Source organism: Haloferula sp. (assembly GCF_049672945.1).
Classification (GTDB): domain Bacteria; phylum Verrucomicrobiota; class Verrucomicrobiia; order Verrucomicrobiales; family Akkermansiaceae; genus Haloferula.
On sequence record NZ_JBATWY010000145.1, the window covers coordinates 1 to 16817 of the forward strand.

The 16817-nt window shown below is 56.9% G+C and carries 17 protein-coding genes, 1 tRNA gene and 1 pseudogene; 5 read left to right on the forward strand and 14 right to left on the reverse strand.

What is annotated here, in order from left to right; all coding sequences use genetic code 11:
• Window positions 1–62: 62 nt before the first annotated feature.
• From WBG04_RS13070 to WBG04_RS13080, 3 genes are all read left to right on the forward strand, one after another.
• Entirely contained in the window at window positions 63–1364 is a 1302-nt protein-coding gene (locus tag WBG04_RS13070) for a hypothetical protein (RefSeq protein ID WP_424314879.1), read from the forward strand.
• A gap of 102 nt (window positions 1365–1466) precedes the next feature.
• Window positions 1467–2237, forward strand: a complete 771-nt coding sequence (locus WBG04_RS13075; RefSeq protein ID WP_424314880.1) for an ABC transporter ATP-binding protein — start codon at window positions 1467–1469, stop codon at window positions 2235–2237.
• Window positions 2234–3838 carry a hypothetical protein gene (locus WBG04_RS13080; protein WP_424314881.1) on the forward strand — a complete coding sequence of 535 codons (1605 nt, stop codon included), beginning with the start codon at window positions 2234–2236 and terminating at the stop codon, window positions 3836–3838. Before WBG04_RS13075 ends, WBG04_RS13080 begins: the two co-directional genes overlap by 4 nt.
• A gap of 15 nt (window positions 3839–3853) precedes the next feature.
• Here the strand turns inward: WBG04_RS13080 and WBG04_RS13085 are convergent, their stop codons facing one another.
• The 3 genes from WBG04_RS13085 to WBG04_RS13095 all read right to left on the reverse strand — a co-directional run bounded on the left by WBG04_RS13085 (window position 3854) and on the right by WBG04_RS13095 (window position 6440).
• On the reverse strand, window positions 3854–4360 hold the full coding sequence (locus WBG04_RS13085; RefSeq protein WP_424314882.1) for a PH domain-containing protein: 507 nt from the start codon (window positions 4358–4360) through the stop codon (window positions 3854–3856).
• A gap of 77 nt (window positions 4361–4437) precedes the next feature.
• Entirely contained in the window at window positions 4438–5205 is a 768-nt protein-coding gene (gene tpiA / locus WBG04_RS13090; RefSeq protein ID WP_424314883.1) for a triose-phosphate isomerase, read from the reverse strand.
• Between the two features lie 38 nt (window positions 5206–5243).
• On the reverse strand, window positions 5244–6440 hold the full coding sequence (locus WBG04_RS13095) for a phosphoglycerate kinase (RefSeq protein ID WP_424314884.1): 1197 nt from the start codon (window positions 6438–6440) through the stop codon (window positions 5244–5246).
• Window positions 6441–6570: 130 nt separating this feature from the next.
• Here WBG04_RS13095 and eda point away from each other — a divergent pair, with 130 nt between their 5' ends.
• Both eda and WBG04_RS13105 read left to right on the forward strand, forming a co-directional pair.
• On the forward strand, window positions 6571–7200 hold the full coding sequence (gene eda / locus WBG04_RS13100) for a bifunctional 4-hydroxy-2-oxoglutarate aldolase/2-dehydro-3-deoxy-phosphogluconate aldolase (RefSeq protein WP_424314885.1): 630 nt from the start codon (window positions 6571–6573) through the stop codon (window positions 7198–7200).
• A 102-nt stretch (window positions 7201–7302) separates the two neighbouring features.
• Window positions 7303–7379 (forward strand) — tRNA-Met (locus tag WBG04_RS13105).
• 1252 nt (window positions 7380–8631) lie between these two features.
• On the opposite strand, the gene WBG04_RS13110 is transcribed toward WBG04_RS13105, so the two are convergent.
• From WBG04_RS13110 to WBG04_RS13160, 11 genes and pseudogenes are all read right to left on the reverse strand, one after another.
• Window positions 8632–9300: a hypothetical protein gene (locus tag WBG04_RS13110; RefSeq protein ID WP_424314886.1), complete on the reverse strand. Its 669-nt coding sequence runs from the start codon at window positions 9298–9300 to the stop codon at window positions 8632–8634.
• A 47-nt stretch (window positions 9301–9347) separates the two neighbouring features.
• Complete coding sequence (locus WBG04_RS13115) at window positions 9348–10061, reverse strand: hypothetical protein (RefSeq protein WP_424314887.1); 714 nt, start codon at window positions 10059–10061, stop codon at window positions 9348–9350.
• The gene (locus WBG04_RS13120; RefSeq protein ID WP_424314888.1) at window positions 10058–10279 is read right to left on the reverse strand and encodes a hypothetical protein; all 222 of its coding nucleotides are present in this window, start codon (window positions 10277–10279) and stop codon (window positions 10058–10060) included. The genes WBG04_RS13115 and WBG04_RS13120 overlap by 4 nt, the downstream gene beginning before the upstream one ends.
• A 69-nt stretch (window positions 10280–10348) precedes the next feature.
• Window positions 10349–10567 carry a hypothetical protein gene (locus WBG04_RS13125; RefSeq protein WP_424314889.1) on the reverse strand — a complete coding sequence of 73 codons (219 nt, stop codon included), beginning with the start codon at window positions 10565–10567 and terminating at the stop codon, window positions 10349–10351.
• 98 nt (window positions 10568–10665) lie between these two features.
• Window positions 10666–11643 (reverse strand): hypothetical protein, encoded by a 978-nt coding sequence (locus WBG04_RS13130; protein WP_424314890.1) that lies wholly within the window; start codon window positions 11641–11643, stop codon window positions 10666–10668.
• Window positions 11636–12226 carry a winged helix-turn-helix domain-containing protein gene (locus WBG04_RS13135; protein WP_424314891.1) on the reverse strand — a complete coding sequence of 197 codons (591 nt, stop codon included), beginning with the start codon at window positions 12224–12226 and terminating at the stop codon, window positions 11636–11638. Before WBG04_RS13135 ends, WBG04_RS13130 begins: the two co-directional genes overlap by 8 nt.
• A 72-nt stretch (window positions 12227–12298) precedes the next feature.
• Window positions 12299–13225: a hypothetical protein gene (locus tag WBG04_RS13140; RefSeq protein ID WP_424314892.1), complete on the reverse strand. Its 927-nt coding sequence runs from the start codon at window positions 13223–13225 to the stop codon at window positions 12299–12301.
• Window positions 13186–14418 carry an HNH endonuclease family protein gene (locus tag WBG04_RS13145; protein ID WP_424314893.1) on the reverse strand — a complete coding sequence of 411 codons (1233 nt, stop codon included), beginning with the start codon at window positions 14416–14418 and terminating at the stop codon, window positions 13186–13188. Before WBG04_RS13145 ends, WBG04_RS13140 begins: the two co-directional genes overlap by 40 nt.
• An 11-nt stretch (window positions 14419–14429) precedes the next feature.
• Window positions 14430–16001, reverse strand: coding sequence for an AAA family ATPase (locus tag WBG04_RS13150; protein ID WP_424314894.1), 1572 nt, complete (start codon window positions 15999–16001; stop codon window positions 14430–14432).
• Complete coding sequence (locus WBG04_RS13155; protein WP_424314895.1) at window positions 15998–16285, reverse strand: hypothetical protein; 288 nt, start codon at window positions 16283–16285, stop codon at window positions 15998–16000. Before WBG04_RS13155 ends, WBG04_RS13150 begins: the two co-directional genes overlap by 4 nt.
• A gap of 96 nt (window positions 16286–16381) precedes the next feature.
• Window positions 16382–16786 (reverse strand): annotated as a pseudogene (locus WBG04_RS13160) (TaqI-like C-terminal specificity domain-containing protein); the annotation flags it as partial.
• Window positions 16787–16817 lie beyond the last annotated feature (31 nt).

Genomic DNA, 16817 nt, shown 5'->3' on the forward strand with positions numbered 1-16817 from the left:
TGGCCTTCCCGCTTGGAGCAACTCGACGGCTTGCGATTTGAATTCGGCGGTGTATCGCCGACGTGACTTTTGCTTCATGGACATGGATTCTGGAGGTTGGTGGTCCAGAAATCCAGCTCACCTCAAAACCCTACAACAACCGCAGTGGCCGCGGACTCCTCCCCGTCGACCTTGGCTACAACGTCGAGGAATCCCTGAATGGCGTGATCCTCTACGCACTCCACCATAAGGACGAAGAGCTTCTTCAGCTTCTCCAGCAGTCGATGGAAGGTCATCTCGAGTTCATGCTGGCCGACGGCACCTGGGACAACAGTTGGGGAACCCGACAGTTCAAGTGGACCTGCTGGGGAAGCCGCACTTCAGACGGCTGTCAGCCGGGCTTCTCAATGATGGCGGATCGCAACCCAGCCTTCGGAACAGCTGCTTTCAAGAACGCCGAACTCCTCGCACGCTGCACCGCCGATGGCCTCCTCCACGGCGGTCCCCACTACGTTTCCTACGGCGTTAAACCCTGCATTCACCATACTTTTGCCCATGCCAAAGTGCTTGCCTTCGTACAGGACAACATGAAGTCACTTCCCAAGGTCGACAAGTCGACCCCACTCCCGAGAGAGCTGGCAAAAGGCGTGAAACACTTCCCGGAACTTGCCGTTTGGCTTGCTGCCCAAGGGCCTTGGCGTGGCACGGTTTCGGCCTATGATTCGATCTACCGGACGAAGACGGAACCCGACTACATCCAACAGGCCACTGGCGGCTCTCTAGCCGTTCTCTTCCACAACAAGGTCGGCATGATTTTCGCCGCCAGCATGGCAAAATATCTGGAGGTCGAACCTTTGAACCAACAAGCAAATCCTGATGGCGACTTCGCCTTCACTCCAAGGGTGGAGATCAGAAAGGACGGCGATTGGTTCACCAACCTCTACGACCTGAAAGCCGAAGTCGAATACAAGGCTGACGGTGACCGGATCCAGTTCGACATCAAAACCACCATTCAAGACAAGGACCGCAATCTACCAGAAGGAGAACCTTCCAAATTCGACCTTCGATATGTATTCGAAAACGACGCAACGACCATTACCGCAAAACGCTCGGAAAAGGCTGCTGGCATGTCCGACGCCTCACTGGTCCTTCCGGTCATCTCCCCTTCCGGAGAAGCCGTCCGTCAAGTCTCCGAGTCGAGGATTGAGATCACCAAACCCGGAGGAACGCTCGTCATCGAGGCCAACGTTCCACTGAGTATCCAGAAGACAAAAAAGGGCCGCTCCTTCAACATGGTTCCCGGTTGCGAGGCCGTGCCGATCATTGCGCACATGGCAAAAGACAGCGAAATGGACACGGTCTGCACTCTTTCGGTCAAGAACTGACCGCACATCGTGGCGTAGCCGGGATCCGGGAAAGGTGCCATTGCATCGATTCCTGCGCTTTCGAGTCGCCGCAGCTTGGGGTTTCCGGCATCAAGGGCCCAGATGCTTGAGATCAAAGAACTCACCAAGCGCTTCGGAACCCAGACTGCCGTCGATCATCTTTCATTGGAGGTGCCGGCGGGCCAGATCGTTGGGCTTCTCGGGCCCAATGGTGCGGGCAAATCGACGACACTCAAAATGCTGACCGGTCTGTTGGAGCCGAGTTCAGGCACCGCAGTCATCGCTGGCCATGACCTGCTCGCCGATCCCATGGAGGTGAAGCGGAGGGTGGGATTCGTTCCCGACTCGGGTGCGGTTTTTGAATCCCTCACCGGCCTGGAGTATCTCGAAATGGTCGCGGCCCTATACGGGATCGGTGCCAAGGCGGCAAGAGAGCGGATCGAACAATTCCTGAGCTTCTTCGAACTCGGCTTTGACACGCTCACCGACAAGTTGCTCGGTGCCTACTCGAAAGGCATGCGACGCAAAGTCGTGATCACCGCCGCCTTGCTGCACAACCCTCCGGTGGTCTTCTTTGACGAACCCCTCGATGGACTCGATGCCAACGCCGCTGTAGGCTTCAAGTCGCTGATTCAGACGCTTGCCCGGGAAGGCAAAACCATCGTTTACAGTTCCCACATCCTCGACGTGGTCGAAAAAGTCTGCGACCGCGTGGTCATCATCGATAAAGGGCAGCTCAAGGTCGATGGCCCGCCCATGGAACTGGTGCGTGAGCACGGTGCCCGGACGCTGGAACATCTCTTCACCGAACTCACCGGCGGTCGGGATCTCGAGAAACGGGCGACTGACTTTGCCCGGACTTTCCGCGGATGAGCGACGTTCCCCAGGTCTCCAGCGTTCTTCGCAAGCTCTACCTCACGCTTTTCCTTCGAGGTCGTGGAGCTCGTGGACTCGACAAGGACAAGGCCCCTAAGTCGATCGGCCACAAGCTTCTCAGGAGCCTCCTGATGTATGCCCTGATCGGGCTTTCCGTCCTCATCAGCGCGCGGGGTGAGCTGTTTTTCCTTTCGATGCACCTTCATGGGCTGACGCTCGTATTCCTCGCTCTCTTTGTTTCCGGCTCAGCGGGTGAAATTCTCTTCAGCGATAGCGAACCGGAGATCCTGCTCCACCGGCCCGTCTCAGCCTCGCAACTGCTTTGGGCAAAGGTCCGGGTCATGGTCGAAGTCAGCTTGTGGCTCGCACTCGCCTTCAATCTCACGGGCTTCGTCGTCGGCACGATTGGTCCGAGCGGAAACTTGCTTTATCCGGTGGTTCATCTCGTCAGCACGATCATGGCGGCGCTGTTTTGTACGGGTGGCATTGTGCTGCTCTATCAGCTCTGTCTGCGACTCTTCGGACGGGACCGGCTCGAAAACCTGATGACCATTTCGCAGGTTCTCCTGATCGTCGCCATCATCGGCTTCAGCCAGGTCGCCCCCCGAATGATCAATGCCTCACCCGATGCACTGGAACTCGCGAATCTCCCCAAGTGGCTGCTACTGTTGCCGCCGGTTTGGTTCGCCGGCTTCGATGCTTTTCTAACAGGATCGCCGAGCTTGCTGAGTGGTTCACTGGGAGCCGTGGCCATCTTTGTGTCCCTGATCATTCCCTGGCTGGCGATCGTGCGTCTGGCTGGGAGCTACCAGTCAGGTTTGCAGAGCTTCTCAGAAGCGCGTCCGACCAAGTCGCCCACGGCAGGAGGACGACGCTGGATCGAATCCATCCCTGCGCTGCCCGGCGTGAAATTCCTGTTGAAGGATCCGCTTGTCGCTACCGGATACCGCTTGGTTTTAGCTCATCTCTTCCGTGACAGGGATACCAAGCTGAGGTTCTACCCTGGCCTGGCACCGATCCTGATCATGCCGATCGTCTTCCTCATTCCTGGGGCTGGCAGCATGGATTCATCGATGGGCGTGGCTCTCGCCGGTGGCTACCTTGCGACCCTTCCCCTGCTTGCCTTGAATCTCCTGCAATTCTCGAACCAATGGCAGGCATCGGACCTCTTTCGCTACACTCCGATGCGTGGACCCGGACCCTTGATCCGGGGAGCAAGGCTTGCTGTCATGACGGTGGTGGCCGTGCCCGCGGTGATGATTCTATCGCTGGCCGTCTTGCTCATCCCCGGAGGATCGTCTCAGATGGTCATGCTCCTGCCAGGACTCATCGCGATGCCCGTCTACGCATCTCTGGCTGCAGCACTGGGAAAAACCATTCCTTTTTCCAAGCCAAGCGAGGAGGCCAAGTCCGCCGGACGGGGCCTGACCATGGTCCTGATGATGATGTCGTCCTTCCTCGTCTCCGGCTTGGCCATTGCTGCTGAGAAATTGGGATTTCTCTCGTGGTTTCTCCTGATCGAAGTATCCGCAGCGATTGCGATCTGCTTTGCTCTCGGCAAGGTGATCGACTCCAGTCGATGGCCACCGGCAGAGTAGTCGCAGCTTGATCTGTTAGAGAAGCAAGCCGTCTTCGAGGCCTTCCATGTCGCCGCCTTCCTCGAAGTCGACCTCACGGACGCGTTTGCTGTCCCTCCAGAACTCGACCTGCTTGCGAAGCGTCTCCCGCAGCGTCACAGCATCAGAGATTGCTTCCAATTCGACCCTTGGATGGGAGCGATCAGAAGTATCGAGAAAGAGCGAGGAAAGCCCGAACATCCTGAACCAGAACGGACGCTCCATCCGGGTATCCTTCACCCGATAAAGTTCCACCTCGTCGATCGTCTGATTCAGCACTCCGGAATAGAGCCGCAGACGTTCGGTGCTCAGCTCATAGACCCGGCAGCGAACTTTGAGAAACTCCCACAACATCCACGCCAGCGGAAGCACGGCAGCTGCCCAAGCCGGAGGAAAGAAAGTCCCACCGACCCCGATACCCACCAGCAATAAGGCTCCCAACAGATACTTGCCGAGATTCAGCATTTGGGACGGACTGCCCTTCCAAAGAATTTCCTCACTCATAGGGATGCATCATCCCCTGCTACCGACTTGGAGGCCAGTAGAGAAATCTGCGGAATTTGGAGCCGCTGTTACGCAGCTTACTTGGTGCCGTTGACGATGATGTCGAGGAAGCTCTGAGGCTCCAACGCGGCACCGCCGATCAAGGCTCCATCAATGTCCGGGCAGGACATCAACTCCGCCGCGTTGCCGGGCTTCACGCTGCCACCATACTGAATCCGGATTTTCGCCGCGGGATCTGCGCCAAACTGCTCGGCAACCAGGGAACGGACAAAGGCGTGTGCCTCCTGGGCCTGCTTGGCGCTGGCCGTGACACCCGTTCCGATGGCCCAGACGGGCTCGTAGGCGATCACGGTGTCCTGCAGGTCGCGCTCGCTGAGACCTTTCATTCCAATCGAAACCTGACGGCGAAGGACCTCTTCCAGTTTGCCTCCTTCTCGCTCCTCAAGAGTCTCACCAATGCAGAAGATCGGCCGTAGGTTCACCTCGCGCGCCTTGAGCACCTTGGCATTGATCGTTTCGTCGCTCTCACCATAGATCGCGCGTCGCTCGCTATGTCCGAGGATCACGTAGTGAAGGTAGAACTCCTTGAGCATCATCGCACTCACTTCACCGGTGTAGGCACCGGAGTTGTGCTCGGAGCAATTCTGCGCGGCCAGTGCCACGGCCGAAACATTTCCAAACTTCTCGGCGGCCTTGGCGAGCGAGACGAATGGTGGAGCGATGACGATATCAGCCGGGAAGGTCTTGTGCTGAATCTTGGAAATAAAGCCATCGGCGAAATCCTCGGTCTCGGAAGGACCTTTGTTCATCTTCCAGTTGGCGGCGAAAATCGGTTTGCGGATCATGATTGGTTGTTGGTTAGCAGTTAGAGGTCCGGTTCAGCTCAAGCATCACTCAAGGCCGCCACACCCGGCAGGGTCTTTCCTTCCAGAAGTTCGAGCGAAGCACCGCCCCCGGTGGAGATGAAGGTCATTTTGTCATCGAGACCAAACTTGTTTACCGCCGTCACCGAATCTCCCCCGCCGACGATGGTCACTCCATCATTGGCGGCCATGGCTTCAGCAATCGCCCGGGTTCCCTTGGCGAAACTGTCGATTTCAAAAACGCCCATCGGGCCGTTCCAGATCATGGTTCTGGCCTTGGCGATCTCCGAGACAAACTCATCAATGGCGGCATCTCCAATATCAATACCTTCCCAACCTTCGGGAGTCGCGCCGCCCTCCTCGTAGGGAGCGGTGCATTGGGTTTCAGCGCCTTCCTTGAACTCATTGGTCACACGCGTGTCGGACGGGAGCAGGAAGCGAACTCCCTTGGCCTCGGCCAGCGCGAGTATCTCCAGCGCAAGGTCCAGCTTGTCGGCTTCGACCCGGCTGTTGCCCGTATTGTAACCCTGTGCCTTGCGAAACGTGTTGGCCATCGCACCACCGATCACAAAAGCATCGGCCTTCTCCATGAGCGCGCTGATCACCTGAATCTTATCGGAAACCTTGGCACCACCCATGATCACAAGGAAGGGCTTTTCCGGGTTCTCAAGCTTGCCGACGAGATACTCCAACTCTCGGGCCATCAGAAAGCCCATGGCACTCTTCGCCACATGGTGGGTCACTCCTTCAGTCGAAGCATGCGCCCGGTGTGCGGTTCCAAAGGCGTCATTGACGAAAATCTCAGCCGTGCCCGCCAGTTCTTTCGCGAAGCTTGGATCGTTGGCTTCCTCCTCGTTGTGGTAGCGGGTGTTCTCAAGCAGGAGGACCTGCCCCGCTTCGAGATTGGTGCGTAAGGCCGCCGTCGCATCACCAACACAGTCCGGAGCAAGGACCACCTCGCAGCCAAGAATCTCTCCAAGTCGAACAGCCACCGGAGCCAGCGAGTACTCCGGATTGGCCTCGCCCTTGGGACGGCCGAGGTGAGAGCAAAGAACCAACTTGGCACCACCTGCGAGGAGATGCTTGATCGAGGGTACGGCACCCTGAATCCGGGTATCATCAGTGATCTCGCCATCCTTGAGCGGGACATTGAAGTCCGCGCGCATGAGCACTTCTTTCCCTTGAACGTCGAGACCTTGGATCGAAAGTTTAGCCATCAGCGGGAATGGCGCATATCTGACACGGTTGAGTCAAGCCCCTCTTGAAGCTGTTTGCTCAATTCTGAGAATGCCAGGATCGGCGATTTTTGGAATTCCAAGGCCCGGATTTGGCCCTAATCATCCCGCCATGCTCGATAGAATCCTCGCCAAGCGCATCATTCCCGTCGTCGTTTTGGACCAAGCCAGTGATGCCGAACCCCTCGCAGAAGCCCTTCTGGATGCGGGATTGGACATCATGGAGGTCACTTTCCGCACGGCTGCCGCCGCCGAGTCCATCACGCGCATCGCCAAGGCTTTCCCCGAGATTTTGCTCGGAGCTGGCACGCTTTTGGAGCCGGATCAGGTCGCCCGGGCCAGGGATGCCGGTGCCATTTTCGGCCTCGCTCCGGGCCTCAACCCCGAAATTCTCGCCAAAGCCAAGCAGGTTGGCCTCCAGTTTTCGCCCGGCGTCATGACCCCATCTGACATCGAACAGGCGCTATCCCTCGGTTGCGATCTCCTGAAATTCTTTCCAGCCGGCGCTGCCGGTGGTCCCAACATGCTCAAAGCGCTGGCAGGCCCCTACGCCCACACAGGGGTGAAGTTCGTTCCAACAGGCGGGATCAGCGCCAAAAACCTCGGTGACTACCTCGCCCTTCCGGTGGTGGCGGCGATCGGGGGGTCCTGGATGGTCGACAAGAAACTGGTCGCCGATGCAAACTGGACGGAGATCACCCGTTTGACGAAAGAAGCTTTGGCCGCGGCCGCAGCCGTTTGATTCTTTGCACTTATCTTGAAATTCAGCAAAAAATCTCTTGCGCGAGGGCGGCGGATGCCTAGGGTCCCGGCCCGCACCGGAAGGTGTGGAAACACAAATAATCGCGGGGTGGAGCAGCCAGGTAGCTCGTCAGGCTCATAACCTGAAGGTCATCGGTTCAAATCCGGTCCCCGCCACCATTCTTTAAGCCCTGTAGGTCAATCACTTACAGGGCTTTCTGTTGCCCTGATTGCAAGGCTGTGAAAAGCCCCGAAATGCCTGAAAATGCGGCTTTTTGCGCAATCTATTGCAGGAACCGTTGCAGGAAAATCGGATAATTTTAATTCAGGTGGCTAACTCCACCTTAGATTCCTAGACCGATGCCAACCGCTAGGATCATTGGCAGGTTTCTTCTTTTGAATCCCCCCACAACCTCGCGTGGTTCGAAGCGACAGAATCCAACCTAGGATCGCGGAGGGAGCTTGCGCGTCGATATACGCAGTTTGGCAGGAAGCGTTAAACATGAACGCGAATCTCCGGGCTGAAGACCGAGAAGCGGCCATCTTGCTTCGTGTCCGGCTGAGGTGTTGCTTCGGCATCAGATTCCGGGACGATTGCGAGAACATCTCGAAGCACCCGGTGGCGAGGATAACCTGGAAACAGAAGCTCGATGCCGCTGCGCTTACTGCCGTTCATCCAGCGAAGGCAAGCGACTCGAGAAGCAGCGCGGAAATTGCGTTTAGCCGTAGATCAGATCATTGTCTTTAGCTGGGCAGACCGGTTCCGTGAGGTTGGCGGGATTGGAACCACCTTCCCACTTCCCGAAAGACGCCACTTCTTCTCTTTCTCTGGAAAGCATGAATCGCTATAATTAGGAAAAGAAGATATGAAGATACAGCACCCACTAATCGCCGCCTACCTTTTGACCCTTTTACCAAGCTGCGTCATGTCCCACGTAGAGGAGGGATTGAGTGCACTGGATGGGAAGCCAATCTCAACGGCTGTCAGCGTCCTTGGGTATCCAGATGGGCAGCAATCGTTTGGGAACGATAAGGTATTCATTTGGTCTCGAAACTTCCAAAGTACTTACACGACTCCTCAGACGGCGACCACCACAGGCTACATCGGCAACACTCCGGTCTACGGTACTACCACCTACAATCAGACCCAAACAGCCAATTATTCATGCCAAATCAAATTGGCAGTCGGCCCTGACGAGCGGATAAAACATTGGGAGTTTCAGGGGAATCCTGGTGGATGCGGGGGCTACGCTAGAAAGCTCAAAGCCTATGCTGATAGCCAAAAGATATCAGAGTAGCGATGTGGTGGTGCCGCCCTCTGTCAGTTGCTTTGTCGCGTTCTTGAAGCCAGTTTCTGCAGCGGATTGGTTTTTCGCCATTAGTCTGGTTTTGGTGCGAAACGAAATCGTTGAAGGTCAAGAACTGATCGCTCTTAACGCATGAGATTGTCGTATTGATGGAAGACCTTCCCGAGTTGAGAGCGGATTGATTCATCAAGACAAGATGCGACGAGATGCCGGGCCTCAGCAAGATCGCGGCTAGCGGCGAGACGACAGCGCAATTCCGCACTAGGATCTATAGGCAGTCGGACGAGTAGAACCAGCCAGGGAGTGCCGCCCAAGGTGGCTATATCGCTGGGAAATCGGCAGAAATGGCGGCCGGTGCGCTGGAAGTAGCGCAATGCGGCCTGGATCTGATGTCGCCGCGCGAGCCTGCTAGCCCCTGCACGGGCGGCAGCGTAGCTCTTCGGGCGGTATCCAGCCTCGTAGTAGGCAGAGACCTTGGGCGTCGCCATGGCGAGGCTCAAAACGAAACGATAGTGGCGGGAACTAAGATCGACGGGAACCGCCCAATTGCTGGGTAGGAGTTTCGTCGGATTGCTTTTGCTAACGTTTTCAGAGACTCTGACGAAGCAGGCAGGTCTCCCGGTCGGAGGCTTTCGGGATTCGAATTCCAGCAAGCCATGAGCTGCGGCCTGCTCGAGTTCCCAGTTCAGAATCGAGTGTATGCGCTCAAGATCACGTGCCGTAGTCGGTCCCCGTCGCTCGAGGACCTTGCGAATTGTTTCAAAACGTTCCCGGGTGAGAATCGATGGGGTCATTACTGCTGGTTGGTAATGGGCTGATTCATTGTGGGAATGTGATGCTCTTATGACGAGCGGCGGTGCCTGCCATCGATAAGTCGCCTCGCCCAGAGTCCGACGTCTCTAATTGACTGCCCGCTCTGGTCTCTTCCCCGGCCCTTTTCGAATACGGACCAGGCCGAAATGCCATCAGCCTCAGAAAGCCCAAACTGGGTGACCTCCCCAACGAATCTCGATTTATGCCAACCCGCTACTTCGGGACCGACCGACACTCCCCCCACACCCTTCACCATCTCCAATTTCCTAATCACTTCCACCGGAAGGCCCGAGGACTCCTCCGAGGGCCTCGCTTTGGATAGCGTGGGGTTTGATTCCTTTAGGTCTGGTGAGGTGATGTGGTGTTCTATGGCTTGAGCATTCGCTTGACCGTTCGCTGAAGCGTTCGCTTGGTTCTCGGCTCTCTTCTTTCCGCCTCGGCTCCCCTGCTCGCGACGAGCACGATACTTCTCCTCGTCTTCCACCGAGTAGCCTTGCACGATGATGTCTTCTCCTTCTATTTCCCATAATCCAGAGTAAGCCTCTTTTAGCTCAGGCGGGGTAACGCCGATCGATTTAAGCATGGCGCGCTCGGACATTGAGCCGCCTCCGACGATAACTCCTCCGTTTTCGTGCTCCGCACAGTAGAGGGCAAGAAGCAGCCATGTACCGAGTTCCTTGGACGAGGCCTCCGTAAACGGAGCGGCTCTCGTCGCAGCGTGGTAGACCTTCAGGTATTTCATCGGCAGGCTCTCGTTGATATTTTTTCCAGCTCCAGGAAAAAACATCGCCAGTAAAGTTGAGACTCCTGTTCGGTCGGCAGGGTTTGATCAGCTTCCCACTCTCGTTCGATATATTCGCTAAATCTATCAAGCTCATCGTTTTGCCTTTCCGGCTCAATAGATGCACTATGTACTGAAGAATGATTTGTTTTCACCGCGATATTGGATTGCGGATTCACTCGTGGTGAGTCATCGTTCGGCAGCTAACAACACCGCCGGGTCGATCTCCACGAGGTCGGCCTGGTTTGTTAGTGGGCTTCGATGGGGTTGATGCGGAAGCGGCGTTCAAGGGCAGCCCGGACCTGCTCGGGATCGAAGTAGGTGCGGCGTCCGATCTTGTGAACGGGAATGAAGCCCTTGGCCTGCCAATCACGGAAAGTACGAAGGCCAGGGCGGGAAGTTTCGCAGGGAAAGACAATCTTGATGCAGTCTTCTGCGCCGACGAGTTGCGGATGTTGTGGTGCCATAACAGGCAAGGATATGCCTGAGAGAACCTTGGGAAGAAAAGTCACCCTGTGGGACGGTTCGGGGCACCGGCCCAAAAAAGGTCGGCTCACCCGCCGATTCAAGTGACGTCTCGTCGAGCTTTGATCCGTTTGATTGCCTGTCTGAACGGTGCCCAGTCCTTGTCGGGTTCACCGGGGGCGTTGAATCGAACTCCTTCGGTCCAATCCCTTCCGACTCTTTCGATCACACCCTCGACTTCGAGGATATCCGCGATAACACCAGCCTTTGCATCGGGCTTCTCACGGAAGATCTCCGAAACTCGCTCAAGCCAAGCCTTCCTTGAACCCTTTCTGCCCTGTTGATCCACATGTGGCCTACCTCTCTTCGCGATCTCAGGAATCTCCCGGTAGTAGGTGGACGCGCGCTCATCGAGCTTTCCGGCGCGGTAGGCACCCTCAATGATTCGAGCCATCTTCTCGGACAGAGGAAGCGACTCGCCCTCTGACAGGCTGTCTTGCTCTCTTGGAGGAAACCTGCCCTCAAAGGTGTAGGAGTCGACCATCGCTTTCTCCAAATAATTGGCAGCAAGAGCGAAGGATTGCAGACATTCCTCATCTTCAGGACTGTCCGATTTAGAATTGTTGGCGACACGCTTGGAAACGAGGTCTGAGAAGCAACGAAGCGTGGCAAGTTCCTTGCGAACGAAATCCATCGAGTTTTCTGAATACTCTCCATGGTCGGGCCACCTAAACGCATCTTTCCACCGCGCATACCAATCGATGGCTTCTGGATCTCCAAGCATCCAAGGTGGCACACAAAGCTCCCACTTCGATGAATATCCATCGAAACCTTCAGGAATCCAGAACTCTGGCTCCTCAAGATTCGGCTTAGTGATCAGGACCGCTTCGCCACCGAGGAACACAGGTCGGAGTTCTCCACCTTCGATCCGGAAACGGGCCTTCTCAATTTTGTTGATGCCGCGAGAACGCATCGCAGACACAACCTCGTCGAAGGATGGGGCCGGCCCGACGCCACTCCCCTGCTGTTCAGAATCCTCGGAATGAAGATTCGACGGGCTTTCCATCCCCTCACTCATTCTTACCAGAAAAGGACTGGAGCCACTTTTTACCGGTGGCGGAGATCTCCCAGACACCATTCTTAGTTTTCTTCATCCGGCCATCCTCGTTGACCATGGTGTTGCGGGCCCATTGCGCGGAGTTCCGCCAGCGGATTTGCTTGTCGCTGGATTTATGGTTCTCGTAGTCGAGCGGCTTGAGAATGCCCTTCATCTTTTCCCCCACCCTATCGAGCACGAGTTTCGTCTTGCCGCTGCCTCCCATCTCGACGAGAGCCTCTAGAATCGGGCGGTAGAAGTCGGTGTGGGGAGTGATCTCGCCTTTCTTCCTTTTTCCGAAGAAGCGTTTGCTGACGATCTCCTGGACGGCTGGGCTGGCGGCGTCTCGTAGGTCTTCGAGGTCGTCCCACTCCGCCACGAGGGCTTCCACCTTCTTTTCGAATGCGAGCAATCGTTTTGCGAATTCGATGACCGAGGTGGCGGTGTCGTAGTCCCCGTCGTGCATTGCTTTCGCGCCTTCACTGCGGATGCGCTGCTCTTCTTCCGCAAGGGAATCGCGGAGCAGTCCAAGGGCGCTGGAAACGTCATTCTGGTCGGAGTTCATCGTGCTTTGAAAATATGGAGCGTTCTACTGAGTAGTCGTGATCAGCCTAGATCGGATGTTTGGTGGTGGGCGTCATGGCACCCGGTTTTCGTAGATGGGAAGCAAGGCGTTGAAACAGGTTGCGATGGTTGATGAGACACCGGCGCCTTGGGATGAAAGCTCCGCCGGGCTCAAACGGTGCCCAATCATGAGATTCAGCCAGTCCTTGTTAGGGACCTTGTTTAGGTAGGCGGCCAGCTCGGTGATCTCCAGCCTCTCTGTCTTCCCGGAGGGGAAAGTAACCCTCCAGGCACCGGGCTCGGGATCAATGGTTCGACAGAATGCCTGCTCATTGTTGGGATAGGGGTCAAAGATCCTCATCGACTGTTCCTGTATAATGCGGTGGAGCCACGTGATGTTCTCGTCCTTTCCGAGCCAGTTCAGGAATCCAAGCCAATCGATCTTGGAATCGTCCGGCTCATTTGAACGTTCCACGTAGTAGCCAAATGTTCCGGACTCTTGCTCTAATCGGATGAAGAACTTCGCTTCCAGCCAGGCTTCCCCACTTCCGTAGCGGCTAATGGCTGCCCAGTGGATCTCGGGCCGGCGGTAGATGGACCAAGAGTTCATCGGTTCCCTAGCATCAATTAGGCGGGCAACTGCGCCACCAAGCTGCTCTCTTGATCGCCAGTGGGTGCCGGTCACGTCCTCCCTGAAGTCGATTGACTGAAGCCCAACGAAGGACCTCCCCATCCAGATTGGAGCCTTCCGGGATACTCCTGATCTTTGCTGGAGCGCCTCCTTCTCCATTCGTGCCTGAATCTTCTCTTGGAGAGCAATCTTGGTTCTAAGTTGCTCGGCACCGTCCCATTCGATCAGCATCCATTCACCTTGGATCTCGAGAACCCGGAAAGGTCCTTTCTCATTCTCGTAGTCGCATCCTTCTTGGAATCTATGGTCCATAGCACTTGATGTTATTGTTATTCTTGAACTCCCTTCGCCGTATTGCAGGCGGCGCACGCGACTTGACCGTTCTCGACCGTCGTGGGGCCTCCCTTGGACCAAGGCTTAATGTGATCGGCGTGCCAGTTATCCCATTCACACTTCTCTCCCTGGCACTTAATCTTGAGCTGGCAGCACCCTTTGTTGCGGCGGAACATAGCAAGCCGCTGCTCGTGTGTGAACGTGCGCTGATTGTCCTTGATTCGGATGTCTGGAACGGCCTCGAAGAATTTCCGCAGGAGAAACTCATGTCGCCATTGAATGGAGTCCTGCGCGTCCGTGCTGTGACTCGTGCGCTCCTTGTAGGCGATCACCTCGGAATCTCGTTCCTCCTCGGGCCTTTTCATCTCGGTCCGGCGGTAGATTTCGAATTCGAGGAACCAGTCGTGGAGCTCTGTTTCCCTTTCTGCGAAGGCGTAACGCTCCATGCAGTGGGACACCAGAGCGTAGAGAGAGATGACGCTGTAGCGTTCGAGTTCTGGCGTCTTCTCCGGAAAGGTGGAGGCGAGGAAACTGAGCACCCGCTTGACCTTCTTGGCCTTGGAGCCGCTTATATCGAAGTCCTTCTGCTCCTCATACATCCGGTTTAGGGCGGAATCCCGGATGTGGCAGGGACCGCCGTTCAGCTCGATGGCGATCATCTGGGCGGCCACGAGGTCGTGGGTGAAGCGGCTGTTCTTGAACGCGACGCGGGTGAAGAATTCGTGATCCACCAAGGATTTCACTGCATCACGCATTCTGCCGGGCATAGCGTTTCGCTTCTCCTGGGCCTTGAGGGTGGTGCCGTTCTGAAGACGCAGGAACATCTCCCTCACCTCGTCCTCATCGGTTTCAGTGAGCACTATTACGTCGAGAGCGTAATTCTCGAACTGCAAGCGCAGGTCGTCCGGGAGGTCGCTGTAACCTATACCGGCAATCTCCTCGCCATCGATGGGGTCCGCGTCCTTGGAGAGCCTGAAGTCTCCACTCTGAAACTCGAAAACCGTCCGCAAGCGCTGCTGTCCGTCCACGACATCGTAGCGATCTGGCTTCGAGGCGATCTTGCGCCAATACAGCTTCGGGATGTCGTAGCCACGCAGGATGGTGTCGATCAGGAGCTGCTTTTGCCCACGACTCCAAACCGCCGGGCGCTGGAAATCCGGATTGGTGTCGATGCGATCCTTGATCGAACAGACGGAGAGGATGGGCCAGGGTTTCTTGCTGATTTCCATATTGTCGAGGCTTAGGCGTTGGGAAAAGGGTGGTTGTGGACGTCGCGGATGGTGTCGATGGCGGCTTGAACTTCTGCGGCGACGAGGCCGTGGGCACCCGTGTGGCTCAATCGATTCAGGACGGTGGTTCGGATTGTCTGCACGCGGTTGGCGAGCTGTGCGGGCACGAAATCACGACCACCTGCAGCCGCTCTCTCGCGTTGCCTTTCCATGATGCCATCCCACAGGGCTCCGGCACCCACCTGCGCGGTGTTCTCTTTGAAGGGGAGTTTGATTCCTTTCTTCTCGCAAACGTTCCTCAACTTCCATTCGAAGGCCGAGCGGGCGTAGACGGCGGCGGCTTTGAGGTCGTTGTTGGCGAGGTGGCGTTCGGCGATGGTTAGGTCGGCCTGGCAGGGGGATGATTTGGGAATCAGGTGGCCGGTGGATTCGTCGCCGATCAGCTCGTGGTGGCACCAGCCGGCGTTCGTCGGGAGATGGCCTCGGGCCAGCTCGAACCAGACGCGATCGTGAGTGAGGAGAAAGATCTGATAGTTCTGGAACTCCGGGCTGGTGAGGATTTCCAGAATCGGCAGGCGATTCTGAAGTTCGAGGCCGATGAGTGTGTCGTCGAGGAAGAGGAAGCGCGGATGGGCGGGATTCTGGTCGTCGTTGTCGGAGAGGCGAACGCCGGCGAGGAACAGGCAGATGGCCAAGGCGGAGAGACGGGCCTCGTTGAGCGTGCCGGAGAAGTCATCGAGGACTTGGCCGCGGAATGTAATGCTGGGAACGAGGATTGCCCCATCGAGACTCAGGGTGCGCTTATCCCATGAGATGCTCACCGGGTCGAACGAGAGGGTGACGCCGCACCCGTTGAACTGAGCGAGAAACTCGGAGGTCTTTTGTTCAAGTGCGGGTAGCACGGCGGCGAATGCCTCGTTGAAGCGGGTCGTCGCCCACTCGGCGCTGCGCATCCTCCGGGCGTGGCGACTTGCTGGGCGGTTCCGCCAAACGTCACGGATGAGAGTGCCGATTGTGGTCTCGGTTCCGCCGACGGTGGTTCTCACGCCATCGAGGATGACCCAGGTGGCGATGTCGAAGAGTTGGGCTTCGAGGCCGCCGCGCTCGGCTCCGTAGAGGAGATCATGGGCGTCGAAGCGGTCACTCTCCCGAGGGATCGGTTTGGCGAACAGGTTGGTTCGAAGGAGGGATCGGTAGTCGAGGAAACCGGAGCGGCGGGCGGCATCGACCATCAGGGAGCGCAGAACCGGACTGACGGCAGCGCTGGCTGCGAGCTGGGGCCGCAAGGGGTGGCCGTCGGCGTCGGTCCAGGGGACTTCGCAGTCATGGGTGTTGCCTTGGGCGTCGGTGCCCTTGATCCCGATGGTGACTTCGGAGGCGCGGGTGCCATCGGAGAAGTGGTTTCGGTGGCGGGTGAAATCGTCGCCGCGTTCCTCGAAGAAGCGTTTCAGGGCGAAGTAGAGGGACGATTTCCCGGAGCCGTTCTCGCCATGGAGGAGGAGGTTCCTGCCGTCGCCAAGATCCAGCTCGAAGGGCTCGTCGTAGGCCCTGAAATTCTGGAGGCGGATCTTGGTGATCTTCATGCCTTGCCTTCGATGATGCGGACGGTGTCCAAGGTCTGGAGCTTGTCGAGGGCGATGCGCAGCGGGTGGGCGCCGTCGTGGAGTTCCTCGAATTTCTGGCGAAGGGTGGCCAGTCGCTTGCTTTCGGCGAGGCTGTCGGTCTCGGGCAGTTTGGCCTGAGCGACGAGGTCGAAGAGGCGCAGGCCGGCGGCGTCCAGCTCCTCCGGGAAATACAGCTCATACACCAGCCCGTTCAACACCCGCTCCCAATACGCCACCATCAACGGGTCACGCGTCGTTTGCACGGCGTTCTCGAAGGCACAATTCAGGTGCAACAAGATTTTCACCAGCGGGCGAACCAGATCTGATTGCGCCTCTGAGACTTTTGGTAAAGGGAGTCGTTCTACGTAGACCACTTTGATCTCGGCGAAGGTCTTCCCAACCATCTGGGGATTGTCTGCTTCGAAAACCCATTGGCACACTCGCGAATTTAAGACAGCAAGTGTTGAGAAATACCGATCAAGTGAGTCTTCTCCAGGGGACCGCAGCTTGATGACGTGACATGAATTAACGCAGATTGCATCGCTCAAATCCAAGCTGCTCCGAAGACGATCGTCTGTTCTACGCATCAAGATTTTGGGCGCATCAAAGAGTTCTGGCGAACGTGGCGCGGCTAGCCATGGACCATATTTCACCCGTTCGCCGGAATCCGTTAGCCGGAAAGGAGCAATGTCTTTGCCCCGATAGAGGACCTTCCAACCTTTTGCGCATTCTCCGATTCGTGAAAATGGCTTGGTCGCAACAATTTCCGCTGACTGCGGAGGTGATCCTTTGCCC

What these genes read in the sequence shown, in the direction of transcription:
- WBG04_RS13075 (WP_424314880.1), top strand. Translation starts at nt 1,467, where the DNA reads ATGCTTGAGATCAAAGAACTCACCAAGCGCTTCGGAACCCAGACTGCC.
- WBG04_RS13080 (WP_424314881.1), top strand. Translation starts at nt 2,234, where the DNA reads ATGAGCGACGTTCCCCAGGTCTCCAGCGTTCTTCGCAAGCTCTACCTC.
- WBG04_RS13085 (WP_424314882.1), bottom strand. Translation starts at nt 4,360, where the DNA reads ATGAGTGAGGAAATTCTTTGGAAGGGCAGTCCGTCCCAAATGCTGAAT.
- tpiA (WP_424314883.1), bottom strand. Translation starts at nt 5,205, where the DNA reads ATGATCCGCAAACCGATTTTCGCCGCCAACTGGAAGATGAACAAAGGT.
- WBG04_RS13095 (WP_424314884.1), bottom strand. Translation starts at nt 6,440, where the DNA reads ATGGCTAAACTTTCGATCCAAGGTCTCGACGTTCAAGGGAAAGAAGTG.
- eda (WP_424314885.1), top strand. Translation starts at nt 6,571, where the DNA reads ATGCTCGATAGAATCCTCGCCAAGCGCATCATTCCCGTCGTCGTTTTG.
- WBG04_RS13110 (WP_424314886.1), bottom strand. Translation starts at nt 9,300, where the DNA reads ATGACCCCATCGATTCTCACCCGGGAACGTTTTGAAACAATTCGCAAG.
- WBG04_RS13115 (WP_424314887.1), bottom strand. Translation starts at nt 10,061, where the DNA reads ATGAAATACCTGAAGGTCTACCACGCTGCGACGAGAGCCGCTCCGTTT.
- WBG04_RS13125 (WP_424314889.1), bottom strand. Translation starts at nt 10,567, where the DNA reads ATGGCACCACAACATCCGCAACTCGTCGGCGCAGAAGACTGCATCAAG.
- WBG04_RS13130 (WP_424314890.1), bottom strand. Translation starts at nt 11,643, where the DNA reads ATGAGTGAGGGGATGGAAAGCCCGTCGAATCTTCATTCCGAGGATTCT.
- WBG04_RS13135 (WP_424314891.1), bottom strand. Translation starts at nt 12,226, where the DNA reads ATGAACTCCGACCAGAATGACGTTTCCAGCGCCCTTGGACTGCTCCGC.
- WBG04_RS13145 (WP_424314893.1), bottom strand. Translation starts at nt 14,418, where the DNA reads ATGGAAATCAGCAAGAAACCCTGGCCCATCCTCTCCGTCTGTTCGATC.
- WBG04_RS13150 (WP_424314894.1), bottom strand. Translation starts at nt 16,001, where the DNA reads ATGAAGATCACCAAGATCCGCCTCCAGAATTTCAGGGCCTACGACGAG.